The sequence below is a fragment of the Pseudoalteromonas sp. SG43-7 genome (assembly GCF_014164295.1).
Taxonomy (GTDB): Bacteria; Pseudomonadota; Gammaproteobacteria; order Enterobacterales; family Alteromonadaceae; genus Pseudoalteromonas; species Pseudoalteromonas rhizosphaerae.
Genome location: NZ_JACJEY010000007.1, coordinates 37586 through 50880 on the forward strand (window position 1 = coordinate 37586; position 13295 = coordinate 50880).

A 13295-nucleotide genomic window follows, 5' to 3' on the forward strand; every position below is an offset into this window, starting at 1 on the left:
GCCGGGGCTTACAGCGCTCAAAATGTTCCAGATATTAAAAACGAGCGCTATGCATTTTATCCTTTAGGCAGCATATCGGCCGTTTCGTTTAACAGCGATATTTCATGCTATTTTATCAAAGGTGCTCCTCAAATTTAATTAACTCATTAATTAAATCAAAAAAGTATATTGGATTACGGATAGAAGTAAGCGCCCTACTGTCAGTTAGGCGCTTTATATGTCTGTAACAAAAAGGTTATTATGAGGGGGGTAATCGGTACTATTTAGCGCATCTGTTAGTAGATTCACGCTTCACTAAATAAGGAGTGACTACGTCATCTAATTTAATTTTTTCACTTTGTGTCGATTGGCTTTTATTGATGAGTTTTTGCACCGCTAAACATGCCATATTTTGTACAGGTCTTCGAATAGTCGTTAGCGATGGAATGATCCGTGAAGCCAAAATATTATCATCAAAACCTGCTACTGATAGCTGTTCTGGTACTTTGATGTTTAAATTACTGGCAACCCGTAACACCCCAGCCGCCATTTCGTCGTTGTTAGCAACAATGGCCGTTGGTCTTGGTTCAGTGCTTAACAATGTCATAGCGCACTCAATACCACTTTCGTAACTATTTTTGCCTTCAATAATACGATTTCCAGGCAGTTGCACATTACATTGTTGCAGTTCAGCTAAAAATCCAGCTAAGCGTTCGATTGAAGAACGATAAACTTGCGGTCCAGAAATAAAACCAATGTCTTTATGACCAAGTTCAACCAAGTAGCTGGCCATTTCTTTCATTGCTGCGCGTTCGTCTGAGACCACAATATTATCAGCATCATCTAAATCTACCGATGCTAAGCGCACATAAGGACAACCTGCTTCACGAATTGCTGCAGCCAACTCTTTGTTTTCAGATACTGGCGGTAAAATAATCACGCCATCAAGCTTAGAGCGAGAGATAAATGACAGGCAATCGTCAATAAATTCAGCACTTTTAGAGTAACTAGGATGAACAACCAATTCATAGCCAAGTTCAGAGCAGACGCTTAATGCACCTCGTTGCACCTGATCAATATACAATGCATCGGGGTTATCATAAATTAAACCTAATAAGTAAGAACGACTTGATGCCAGCCCCCGAGCTTGTTTGTCAGGAGAAAAACCAACTTCGCTGATAATTTTAAGCACTCGCTCTCGCGTCGCTTCACCCACAGCGGGAGAGCGGTTGATCACACGTGAAACTGTGCGCTTTGAAACACCACACAGCTTAGCTACATCATTAATCGTTACTGACATAAAAGTTCCTATTTAGGATGATTGCAAAGTTTAACACTAACCGTAGATCCATAGAAGTAGTTAGTCAGCTCTTGTTATACATTGACTACTTTGATTTAAAAGAAAAATGGAGCTGTTGAGCTCCATCACAGATTTGTTTGATTAAGTTGGCCTAAACGCTGGCAAATAAATTATCCCAAGTTCAGGTTAGTTACTCGATTAAACCAAATAAACGCGGTAACGTTTCACTGATCGCCGGTACATATGTAACCAACATCAATACCAGAAACATCACAGCATACAGCGGCATCATTGGCTTAATTATTTTATGTAACGATGTTTTCGCCACCGCACAACTGACAAACAGCACACTCCCAACTGGCGGAGACACCAAGCCAATTGATAAGTTTAATACAATCATAATCCCAAATTGAATCGGCGACATACCAAATTGCTCAGCTACCGGTAAAAAGATCGGTGTAAAAATCAATACCGCAGGCGTCATATCAATAAACGCGCCAACCAAAATTAAAATCAGATTGATTAACAACAAGATTAAAATCGGATTATCACTGAGTGTTAAAAAGAACTCACTGACCAGCTGTGGAATATGTGTGTATGACAATAACCACGACATGCCCGAAGACGCGGCAATGATCAGCATTACAATAGCCGTTGTTTCACAAGCTTTTAGTAATATAGCAGGCATTTCAGCTATATTGATTTCTTTGTAGATAAATACCGACAGTATTAAAGCATAAATAACGGCAATAGCGCCGGCTTCAGTTGCGGTAAATACACCGCCAATAATGCCGCCAATAACAATAAAAATAAGCAACAAGCTTGGCAAAGCTGCGAGTATTTTTTTCATCACAATGTTAAATGACAGTCTTGCTGTTACTGGGTAGTTGTTTTTAATCGAGTAAATAGCGCAAACAATCATCAATGCCAGCCCTACTAAAATACCCGGTAAGTAGCCGGCAATAAATAATGCCGCAATCGACACCCCACCACTAGCGATGGCATAGATAATTAAAATATTACTCGGTGGTATTAACATGCCCGTAGTGGCTGCACTTGCGGTAACCGCCGCAGCAAAACTGGCACTGTAACCATGTTTTTTCATTTCTGGCACCATAAAACTACCAATCGCCGATGTGGCTGCAACGGCAGAGCCTGATATTGCACCAAATAACATGCACGACATTACATTTACGAGTGCCAGGCCGCCGGGTAAAAAGCCTATCATCGCCATAGCACATTCAATCAACCGTTTAGCAATGCCGCCTTGACCCATTATCAATCCAGACAAGATAAAAAATGGGATTGCCAATAATGCGAAACTATCAATGCCACCGGCCATTTGTTGGGCTATGGTCGTGGTGGCAGGCGTAAAATCAATGTGCATTAATAGCGCTGCTAATGTTGATAGCGCAATACACAAAGAAATAGGTACATTAATAAATAACAATACAAAAAAACAAACGATTAAAACAATTGCTGTTAAGTCCATTACGCTTCCTCCGTGAATTTTTGCTGTGCATAATTGATCAGGTTTTCAATGCAATTAATCACAATCAACACCCCGCTCAGCGGTAAAACGATATACACATAACCCATGTTGATTTCAAGCGCCGCTGACGTTTGCTTTAATTCAAAGCTCAGCATCATCAATTGGCTGCCGCCATACACTAAAATACTTAATGCTGTGATCAGCACGCAGATTTCGATTACAAATGAACATTTATACCTAAGTGACGGGATCATTTTTTGATAAAACAGATCAAGCCCTAAATGTGCTTTGGTGCGATACGCATACGAAGCGCCCAAGACCCCAATCCAAATCAGGATAAAACGTGCTAACTCTTCGGTGTATGAGCTCGGTGCACGTAAAATAAATCGTGAAAATACTTGCCAACAAACAACGGTTACAATTGCTATCATGGCCAAAATCAGTAATCGCTCGATGATGCGATTTAAGTGTGTGTTGAGTTGTCGCATTGTTTGCTCCTACATGCTTTTTATTTTTTTAATGTGAGCTGCAACCGCTGTATCAGCGAACGAAGCATGAAAATCAGCCACTTTATCTTGAAACGCTTGTTTGTCAGGGTAGGTCACTTGTACGCCTTCTGCGATAACTGCTTTAAGCGCCTCATCAGATGCGTTTTGCCACAATGAACGTTGGTACTCAACAGAGTCGGCCATCGCTTGGGTTAACCACTGTTGTTGTTCGTTGTTAAGTGAGTTCCAAACTTCTAAGCTGGCTAAAATTACATCTGGAACAAAGGTATGTTCGTCCAGCGAATAATATTTAGCGATTTCGTAATGACGAGATAAGTAATAGCTTGGCGGATTGTTCTCTGCGCCATCAACTACACCTTGTTGCAGTGCGGCATATAATTCGCCCCATGCAATCGGTGCTGCAGCGCCGCCTAAAGCCTGCACTGTTGCTACTGCTGTAGGGCTATTTAACACGCGAATTTTTTTACCTATTAAATCATCTGGGGTATTAATCGCGCCATTGGTGGTGTAAAAGCTGCGGCTGCCTGCATCGTAATAGCCCAAACCTTTAAGCCTTGCAGTGCTTACTTTATTAAGTAGATCGGTGCCTAAGTCACTTTTAAGTACACGCCAAAAATGTTCACTATCGCGAAACAAATACGGAATGCCAAACACTTTCATCTCAGGTACAAAGCCTTCCAGCGGGCTTGCCGATACTTTAGTGATTGATAAACTTCCAATTTGTAACAACTCAATGAGTTCACGTTCAGACCCCAACTGACCACCTGGATAGATAACAATTTCCATTGTGCCATTTGAATAAAATGCCAAACGTTCAGCCATATATTCCATTGCTTGATGCACCACATGGCGGGTGTCTAATGTATGTGCCAAAGTTAATCGCACTGTTTTTTTGTCATCAGTGCAACTAGTTAGCAAAAATAACGACAAAACTAGCATTATCTTTATGAGAAGATTTCTATTCATTATTATTTCTTCTTATCGCTATATGATCATTAAAGAGCTGATTATCTCAGCTCGCTTGGTTGATATTTATCCATATCATCATAATCGAGGTTTTCACCAGCCATGCCCCAAATAAAACTGTAGTTTTGTGTGCCAGCACCTGAGTGAATTGACCATGGTGGCGATACCACTGCTTGCTCGTTATGTACCCAAATATGGCGAGTTTCAGTCGGCTCGCCCATAAAGTGACACACCGCTTGCTGCTCTGGCACTTCAAAATAAAAATACACTTCGTTGCGACGATCATGCTGATGAGCTGGCATGGTATTCCAGACGCTGCCTGGTTTTAATTCCGTTAGCCCCATTTGTAGTTGGCATGTTTGTACTAGGGTATTGATCAGCATCTGATTAATATCGCGCTCATTGGAGGTTTCAAGCGCACCTAAATGCAATACATTGGCATCATTACGTGTCACTAACTTATTTGGATATTTGTGGTGAGCTGGTGCAGAATTAAGATAAAATTTTGCCGGATTGCCACTGTCATGACTAGTAAACAGCACCTCATTGGTATCTTTACCTAAATACAAGGCATCTTTATAGCCAAGCTGAAAATCTTCTCCATCAGCAGTCACCGTGCCGCTGCCGCCAACATTGATCACACCAAGCTCTCTACCCGTTAAAAAGTTTGCTGCTTTTAAGTTGTCTACCGTTTCTAACCTAAGCGGTGCGCTGGTTGGCACCGCACTGCCCACCATAAAACGCTCGTAGTGAGTGTATAACCAATAAATGGTGTTCTCTTGCATGAGTTTGTCGACCAAAAACTCATCTCTTAACTGTTGGGTGTCATAGCCTTTAACTTCATTTGGACCAACGGCATAACGTGACTCTATTTGTGTGCTCATAACATGCTACCTAAAATTAAAAATTATCGTGCTAACCAGCCACCATCAACCGCGAGAATATGGCCATTGACATAGTCACTGGCTGTTGATGATAAAAATATGGCTGAACCAATTAAGTCTTCTGCTTCACCCCAACGCCCCGCAGGGATACGCTTTTCAATTTCACTATTACGAGCGGCATCATCTTGTAATGCTTGGGTGTTATCGGTTCTAAAATAACCTGGCGCAATAGCATTAACCTGAATATTGTGTTGCGCCCATTCGTTTGCCAGCGCTTTAGTAAGACCCGCTACCGCATGTTTGCTCGCGGTATATGCTGGGACTGTCATACCGCCGCTGTATGACAGCATTGAGGCAATATTAATTATTTTGCCAAACCCTTGTTTGATCATGTTTGGCGCAACCGCTTGGGCCAATAAAAAACTGGCATCAAGGTTTACTTTCATCACGTTCTGCCATTGCTCATACGGGTAATCCACCGCAGGGCTGCGAAATATTGTGCCGCCAACATTAACCAAAATATCAATACCGCCATGATTAGCTAAGGCTGTAGCTGCTAAGGCATTCACTGAATCCGTATTACTCAAATCAGCTGCATAATCATACGCCTCACCACCGCGCTCTTTGATCATCTGACACGTTGCTTGGCAGCCGTGCTCTTTACTACTACTGCAAATAACCTTGGCGCCAGCAGCTGCTAAACCCAGTGCAATTTGTTGACCCAGTCCGCGGCTTGCACCGGTGACGAGTGCCGTTTTTGAAGTTAGATCAAACAAAGTGGCTGTCATTTTAAATTCCTGTATAAAGTGTTTATTACGTAATTACTAATTCAATGTAAATTGAATTGACTAAACTTGTTAATACCCATTCTTCGCTACCGGTGGCAATTTGTCAAATATTATTTGCCACCGGTGGCAAATATAGCTAAGATGTAAATATCAATCAGCCCATATAACGTTTATAGGTTCATATTATGCAAGCACTGAATAGAAAAAACTTTAATAAAAACAAATACCCAACAAAAATAATGCAATACGGTGAGGGGAATTTCTTGCGTGCATTTATCGATTGGCAAATTGATAAACTCAATGAAACAAGTGATCTAAACGCCGGCGTTGCGGTGATCCGCCCTATTGATTATGACGCAATTCCTTTACTTAATGTTCAAGATGGTTTGTATACCACTATTATTCGTGGCTTAAACGAGCAAGGTGAAACCGTCGCCGATCACCGTATTATTAGTTCAATCAATGAAGAAATTCCTGTCTATAAAGATTTTCCGCGTTATATGGCATTAGCTGAGAATCCGGATCTGAAAATTATTTTTTCAAATACCACTGAAGCTGGTATTGAATATATTGATACTGATAGACTCGATGACGCTCCCGCTAAAGCATTCCCAGCTAAATTAACGCAGTGGTTGTTCCATCGCTTTAATCACTTTAACGGCTCAGCTGACAGCGGCATGGTGATCATCCCTTGTGAGTTAATTGACTACAACGGCGAGAAACTCAAAGAAATCGTGTTTCAATACTGCCAACTTTGGCAACTACCTGAGGCGTTTTCAAGCTGGTTGAATGAAGCTAACCACTTTTGCTCAAGCTTAGTTGACCGTATTGTCACTGGCTTCCCCCGTGATGAGCATCAACAACTACAAGAATCGTTAGGTTATTTAGATAACTTTATGGTGACCGCTGAGTACTTTCACTTGTTTGTTATTCAAGGACCGCAGCATCTAGCTGAATTATTATGCTTGCAAGACAGTGATCTAAATATAAAAATTGTTGATGATATTTCACCTTACAAACAACAAAAAGTCGGTATTTTAAATGGTGCTCATACGGCTTTAGTGCCACTAGCTTACATGGCGAACATTGATTCTGTGGGCGATGCGCTGGCCGACCCTTTGTTTGAAAAATACTTAACCCAGTTAATCTTTGCTGAAATTATTCCCACTCTTGATTTACCTGAAGATGAATTAAAGCGCTTTGCCAATGATGTACTGAACCGCTTCAGAAATCCGTATATTTGCCATTTATTACTGGCTATTTCACTCAACAGTATGACTAAATTTAAGACCCGTATTTTGCCGCAGTTGCACACCTATGTGAAAACAAATAACGCCGTACCGAATATGATGGCATTGGCTATTGCAGGGCAAATTTTGATGTATAAAGGCCTACGTAATGAGCAGCAAATTGAATTGAGCGATGCCCCACAATGGTTAGAACTATTTAATACCCTGTGGCATGACTTTGATAACAACACCCTATCCTTAAACACGCTTGTTGAACAAGTACTAGGGGCACAATGGCATTGGGAAAGTGATTTAAATGAACTTCCTGAATTAACTGCCACCGTTACAGCTCACCTACGTAATATGCTCACTGAAGGTGTAGCTACTACGCTTACTAACCAGTTAGGCCAATAATATGAAACCATTAATTAAACTACACCCAACTGATGATGTTGCCATTGCAATGCGTAATATCACCGCTGGTGAAATATTGCCCGTTGATGGCGAAGAGATCTTAGTCAATGAGAACATTGATAAAGGCCATAAAGTGGCGCTGCGCGATATTAATAAACAAGAGAATGTTATTAAATACGGTGCCCCCATTGGCTTTGCCCTAGAGAATATTCAAAAAGGCGGTTGGGTGCATACCCATTGCGTTAAAACCACCCTCAATGATGAACTGTATTATCAGTATGTTCCAGAGTTTATTGAACAAAGTGAAGCGACCCCTTCGCCTGAAGTAAATATTTATCGTAGACAAAACGGTGAAATTGGCATTCGTAATGAAATCTGGCTGATCCCTACGGTAGGCTGCGTCAATGGCATGATCAACCAAATGATCAAAGAGTTTAAACTGCGTCATCCACAATTAGAAATTGATGGCATTTATGCGTTTCCTCACCAGTTTGGCTGCTCTCAGCTCGGTGATGATTTAGATACAACACGGATACTGCTACAAAACATGGCACTGCATCCAAATGCGGGTGGCGCTTTAGTCGTTGGCTTAGGCTGTGAAAATAATCAATTACCGGCATTTCGTGATGGCTTAGGGGATTACGATGAAGGCCGCATTAAGTTTTTAATCACCCAACAAGCCGATGACGAAATTGAAGAAGGCGTTGCGCTACTTGAACAAATTTATGCCCAAGTAAAACAAGATAAACGTCAACCAGGTACTTTATCTGAAGTAAAGTTTGGCCTTGAATGTGGTGGCAGCGATGGTTTGTCTGGTATCACGGCGAATCCGATGCTGGGTTATTTTTCAGATTATTTAATTGCTCAAGGTGGCACAACGGTATTAACCGAAGTACCTGAAATGTTTGGCGCTGAAACTTTATTAATGTCGCGCTGTAAAGACGAGGAAACCTTTAACAAGCTCGTTAACATGGTTAATAACTTTAAAGGTTATTACAAAGCTCATAATCAACCGATTTATGAAAATCCGTCGCCAGGTAATAAAAAAGGCGGGATCACTACCTTAGAAGATAAATCGTTAGGGTGTACGCAAAAAGCCGGCACCAGCAAAGTACAAGCGGTTTTGCACTATGGTGAGCGCCTGCAAATACCTGGATTAAATCTATTGGATGCACCAGGTAACGACCCTATTGCCACCAGCGCACTTGGTGCTGCAGGTTGTCATATGGTGTTATTTACCACTGGTCGCGGTACGCCTTATGGTGGATTTGTGCCAACGTTAAAAATTGCTACTAATTCAGAACTTGCCAATAAGAAAAAACGCTGGATAGATTTTGACGCTGGCGTTTTAATTAACGATGTCTCAATGGAGCAAGTCCACGGGGAGTTTGTTGAACTGCTAGTCAACATCGTAAACGGCCAGCCAACTTGCAATGAAATAAACGACATTCGTGAAGTCGCTATTTGGAAAAAAGGAGTGACGTTATAAATGACAGCTAAGTCCATCGCAATTATTGGCGAATGTATGGTTGAGCTTAGCGGCCAACCATTTACTGCCATGCAACAAAATTATGGCGGCGATAGCATGAATACCACCATTTACTTAAAAAAACTCGCAGGCAATGAAGTAAACGTCAATTACGTCAGTGCCATGGGCACTGATCCACTAAGTCGTGCACTGATTGAAAAATGGCAAGCTCACCATATTAATACTGACAATGTGCTGCTCAGTCATAACAAACAACCGGGTTTGTATATGATTCAAAACGATGTGTCAGGGGAGCGTACTTTTCAGTATTGGCGTAGCGACTCAGCCGCTAAATATTTATTGCAACATGCTGATTTTAAAAAAGTACTAACCAGTCTTGCCGAAGTTGATGCTATTTATTTATCGGGGATCTCCCTGGCAATTTTAGCAGAGCAAGATTGCCATACTTTACTCAGCCATTTAGCGTTACTAAAACAGCAAGGGATAAAAATTATTTATGATAGCAACTATCGCCCTGCATTATGGTCAAGCAAAATGCACTGCCACCTTGCCAATAATAAAGCATACGCACTAGCCGATTTAGCATTAGTGACTTTTGACGATGAAGCACAATTATGGGGAGATAGTAATGTTGCGCAATGTACCGAGCGTTTGCACCAACAAGGCGCTCACGAGGTCGTTGTAAAACTCGGCGCAGATGGCTGCCAATACAGTAAAAAACACCTTGACAATTCAATTTCAGTCGAGCTGTTTAGCACTGTAAAAATAGCAAACGTCGTTGATACCACCGCTGCGGGTGATTCATTTAATGCTGGTTTTTTAGCGCAGTGGCTCACAGAGCAACCTATAAAACAATGTGCACAAGCGGGTAATTTACTGGCCGCCCAAGTGATCCAAAAGCGTGGAGCAATTGTCGAGATAGACATTGCGACAATCAAACACACAATAAAGGCTTAGCTATTTTTTCTTGCTCTACATCAAAAACTACTAATACAGTGAGCGCTTTATTTAGCCCGCTAGAATGGTTAAATATTTAAATCGATTGGCTAACACTCTTTAACGTCTCGACACCGAACCTGAGTGCATACCTAAGTTTACTTATTCTAAAGTAAGTGCTGTGAGACGCTTATTTTGTTTAAGTAAACTTCCTCTCACGGGTATGCACTCTAATTCCCTTACTTGCTGCTAATAATGTGATTAAACCGTTAGCTTGCCATCTGCATCAACACCTTGCTTCCAATACGCTGAGCAGACAATCTTCTCACGCGGTATTGCATATTTATCAATCGCTAAATCTTTAATGGTGCGCACAATAGCAGCTTCTAGCGCCATGAAAATCAATGGTTTTTGCGTATATTGATTCAATAGCACTGAAGCCTGATCAACCACATCTATTTGCGGCTGCATTGTAATTAACCAATTTATAGTGTGCTTGCTGTGTGCTTTGATTGTATCGAGCTCGATAACATCCTGCGAGTCAGTAACATGAATGATCACATCAACATCAGCTGTTTCAGGTAGTTGCTGTAAATACCCGTTAATAGCATTAACTGAGGTTAAATCAGCAATCATCAAATACTGCGAGTGACTAAAATCATCTAGCTTTTTAGGGCCAGGGCCTGCAATTGCGAGTTTATCACCAGGCTTTGCTTGTTTAGCCCAATCAGTTGCGATACCACGATGCTGATTGACGACAAAATCAAGCGTAATTGTATGGTTAATAGTATCTATAGCTCTGATTGTATATGAGCGCTTAGGTGCAGGGTTAGCGGCTTTGAGGTCAATTTCAACCTCATCTTGTCCAGCATGTGGTAATAGTACTTTTACGTACGCACCTTGTTGATCCGCAGGAAAATCATGAAACTCATCTGAGCCAACAACCAGACGCTTTAAATGCGGAGCTATCGCTGTTGTGCTTATTACGGTTGCACGACGTACTTTTCTACTCATTTTGATCTCCTCAGAAGATTTATTTACGTGTTTAATTGCACAACGCCCCATTGGTTGATAAAATCAACTATAGCAATTTAATTGACATTGTCAACCATTATGGATTTATTATGAACTCTTCATTGGCCAATACATTATTTGCTTTAATGCAAAATTATCGCGTTACCATACGCGAAGCCATTAATGCAGGTGAGCTTGGGTTAAACGCAATGCATGTGCGTTGTCTACATATTATTGCAGCGACAACTCACTGCACTGCTAACGATATTGTGAATCAAACCCAGCGCGATAAAGCGCAAATTGCACGCTTAGTTAAAGAATTAATTACATTAAATCTGATTGACAAAGATGCCAGTGAGCACGATAAGCGTTGCTTTATCTTATCGTTTACCTCTGAAGGTCATGCTCTTTATGACAAACTATTAAACGCCGAACAGCATGTTAATGAGCAAATGTGCAAAAACTTAAACTCTCAACAAATCAATGACTTTTTAGATACTGCTCAAAAAATGATTAAAAATATGCAGTGATCGCAACTTCATTACTTGGCATAAGTTAACTAAAACACATATACTGTACACTTATACAGTGAATGTGTTTGGTTAATTATTTATGTTTGTTATTCCTATTTATATCGAAGCGGGCGTATGCGGGTTTGAATCACCTGCTGCTCAGTATAAAGAACTTGGTTTATCACTGGATCAGCTATTGATCAAACACCCCGATGCGACGTTTATTGGTGTGGCATCCGGCTGCTCAATGCAAGAGGTCGGTATTTTTGACGGCGATTTATTATTGGTTGATCGCGCCGAAGAAGCTAAAAATGGTGATGTCATTGTAGCTAACTTAAATGGTTTATTTGTTTGTAAATTATTAGATAAAACTAATGCACGGCTACTCTCTGCATCGGACTTATATCCCCCAGTGCAACTGACTGATAGTGATGAATTTCAATTAGAAGGTGTGGTTACTCGTTCGATTCGATTACATCGCTCTAGTGCTGAGCTGCGCCAATGTATTGCTTAGTGGATGCAGTGGCGTTTTACGCCAGCGCTGAAAAAGTATTTGATCCAGCGATCCGCTCAAAACCTGTTGTGGTATTAACCAATAACGATGGCTGCATTTGTGCGATATGTCCTATCGCACGGCGCTTAAATATCCCTAAGTTTCAGCCCTACTTTAAAGTTAAACATTTACTGGCCAAACATAAGGTGGTTATTCGCTCATCTAATTATGAGTTGTACGCGGATCTAAGCGATAAAATGATGAATGTGATCAGCCGTTTTTGCGACACCCAACACGTATATTCGATTGATGAAGCATTTTTGCAGTTTAACGGCTTTACCCCACTCATTAATGACTGGCATCAGTATGGCCAGTTAATTCGTCGCACAGTTTGGCGCGAAACAAAACTCCCTGTTGGAGTTGGCTTTGGCCCTACACCAACATTGGCAAAAGCCGCAAATCATGCTGCTAAAAAGCTCAACGGTTTTAATGGAATTGCAGTGATTGATAGCGAACAAGCACGACAACATATTTTAGCCGCGATGGATGTAGCTGATGTATGGGGCGTTGGCAGACGTTTAGCTAAAAAACTCAAACTACTTAACATTAACAGCGCGCTTGATTTAGCCAAACAAACACCACAACGTATGAAACGTTTATTTAGCGTCGTGCTTGAGCGTACAGTTAATGAGCTAAATGGCATTGTGTGTTTAAATTGGGATGATGTACGCCAAGATAAGCGTGAAATTTTTTCGACCCGTAGTTTTGGTGAACGTTTAACTGATCCGGTTGCATTAAAAACAGCGTTGATCAATCACAGTATTATTGTCGCTCGCAAACTACGTCAGCAACGCTCCTTAACTAAACGCCTGTTACTATTTGTGGCAAGCTCGCCCCATGAGTCACATTACTATAAAAAATCATTAGTGTATGAGTTACCCGTATCTAGCGCAGATAGCCGTGTATTTGCTAAAGCAATTAGCGAAATATTTACGCAGCTATATCAACACAACGTCCGTTTTTATAAATGTGGTGTGGGTGCACTCGAGCTTAGTTCACAACAGTTTCAACAACCCGACCTATTTGCTCCTAGCCAAGACAACATAAAACTAATGGAGTGTTTAGATTCAATTAATAAGCGATACGGCTGCGATACGCTAACTCTGGCAAGTCAACAACAAAGCCAAGCATGGCATATGAAGCGTGCATTTTTATCGCCTCAGTACACAACGCGTTGGCAGCATTTACCGAAAATAAGTTGTGATTTATAAAAAACTCACATTATCGTTA

The 13295-nt window shown here is 41.1% G+C and carries 13 protein-coding genes; 6 read left to right on the forward strand and 7 right to left on the reverse strand.

The window, feature by feature from the left end; genetic code table 11:
- Positions 1-259: 259 nt before the first annotated feature.
- The 6 genes from H5200_RS04525 to H5200_RS04550 form a co-directional block, all read right to left on the reverse strand.
- Complete coding sequence (locus tag H5200_RS04525; RefSeq protein WP_145239108.1) at positions 260-1279, reverse strand: LacI family DNA-binding transcriptional regulator; 1020 nt, start codon at positions 1277-1279, stop codon at positions 260-262.
- Between the two features lie 190 nt (positions 1280-1469).
- Positions 1470-2771 carry a TRAP transporter large permease gene (locus tag H5200_RS04530; protein ID WP_182761034.1) on the reverse strand — a complete coding sequence of 434 codons (1302 nt, stop codon included), beginning with the start codon at positions 2769-2771 and terminating at the stop codon, positions 1470-1472.
- Positions 2771-3259, reverse strand: coding sequence for a TRAP transporter small permease (locus H5200_RS04535; protein ID WP_145239113.1), 489 nt, complete (start codon positions 3257-3259; stop codon positions 2771-2773). The genes H5200_RS04530 and H5200_RS04535 overlap by 1 nt, the downstream gene beginning before the upstream one ends.
- A 9-nt stretch (positions 3260-3268) precedes the next feature.
- A complete protein-coding gene (locus H5200_RS04540) occupies positions 3269-4246 on the reverse strand; it encodes a TRAP transporter substrate-binding protein (protein ID WP_259397119.1) in 978 nt (325 codons plus the stop codon).
- A 41-nt stretch (positions 4247-4287) separates the two neighbouring features.
- A complete protein-coding gene (kduI, locus tag H5200_RS04545) occupies positions 4288-5130 on the reverse strand; it encodes a 5-dehydro-4-deoxy-D-glucuronate isomerase (RefSeq protein ID WP_182761035.1) in 843 nt (280 codons plus the stop codon).
- A 23-nt stretch (positions 5131-5153) separates the two neighbouring features.
- The gene (locus H5200_RS04550; protein WP_145239119.1) at positions 5154-5918 is read right to left on the reverse strand and encodes an SDR family oxidoreductase; all 765 of its coding nucleotides are present in this window, start codon (positions 5916-5918) and stop codon (positions 5154-5156) included.
- A gap of 185 nt (positions 5919-6103) precedes the next feature.
- Here H5200_RS04550 and H5200_RS04555 point away from each other — a divergent pair, with 185 nt between their 5' ends.
- From H5200_RS04555 to H5200_RS04565, 3 genes are read left to right on the forward strand one after another with little or no spacing between them, the layout of a single operon-like run.
- Positions 6104-7561 carry a tagaturonate reductase gene (locus H5200_RS04555; RefSeq protein ID WP_149980267.1) on the forward strand — a complete coding sequence of 486 codons (1458 nt, stop codon included), beginning with the start codon at positions 6104-6106 and terminating at the stop codon, positions 7559-7561.
- A gap of 1 nt (position 7562) precedes the next feature.
- Entirely contained in the window at positions 7563-9050 is a 1488-nt protein-coding gene (locus tag H5200_RS04560; protein ID WP_182761036.1) for a UxaA family hydrolase, read from the forward strand.
- The gene (locus tag H5200_RS04565; RefSeq protein ID WP_182761037.1) at positions 9051-10007 is read left to right on the forward strand and encodes a sugar kinase; all 957 of its coding nucleotides are present in this window, start codon (positions 9051-9053) and stop codon (positions 10005-10007) included. It abuts the gene before it with no gap.
- Between the two features lie 240 nt (positions 10008-10247).
- Here H5200_RS04565 and H5200_RS04570 read toward each other — a convergent pair whose 3' ends face one another.
- Positions 10248-11000 carry a siderophore-interacting protein gene (locus tag H5200_RS04570; protein WP_182761038.1) on the reverse strand — a complete coding sequence of 251 codons (753 nt, stop codon included), beginning with the start codon at positions 10998-11000 and terminating at the stop codon, positions 10248-10250.
- 110 nt (positions 11001-11110) lie between these two features.
- Between H5200_RS04570 and H5200_RS04575 the strand changes: the two genes are divergently transcribed.
- The 3 genes from H5200_RS04575 to H5200_RS04585 all read left to right on the forward strand — a co-directional run bounded on the left by H5200_RS04575 (position 11111) and on the right by H5200_RS04585 (position 13276).
- Positions 11111-11530: a MarR family winged helix-turn-helix transcriptional regulator gene (locus tag H5200_RS04575; protein ID WP_182717256.1), complete on the forward strand. Its 420-nt coding sequence runs from the start codon at positions 11111-11113 to the stop codon at positions 11528-11530.
- 82 nt (positions 11531-11612) lie between these two features.
- Complete coding sequence (locus tag H5200_RS04580) at positions 11613-12026, forward strand: LexA family transcriptional regulator (protein WP_145239137.1); 414 nt, start codon at positions 11613-11615, stop codon at positions 12024-12026.
- Positions 12014-13276: a Y-family DNA polymerase gene (locus H5200_RS04585; RefSeq protein ID WP_182717255.1), complete on the forward strand. Its 1263-nt coding sequence runs from the start codon at positions 12014-12016 to the stop codon at positions 13274-13276. Before H5200_RS04580 ends, H5200_RS04585 begins: the two co-directional genes overlap by 13 nt.
- The last annotated feature ends 19 nt before the right edge of the window (positions 13277-13295 follow it).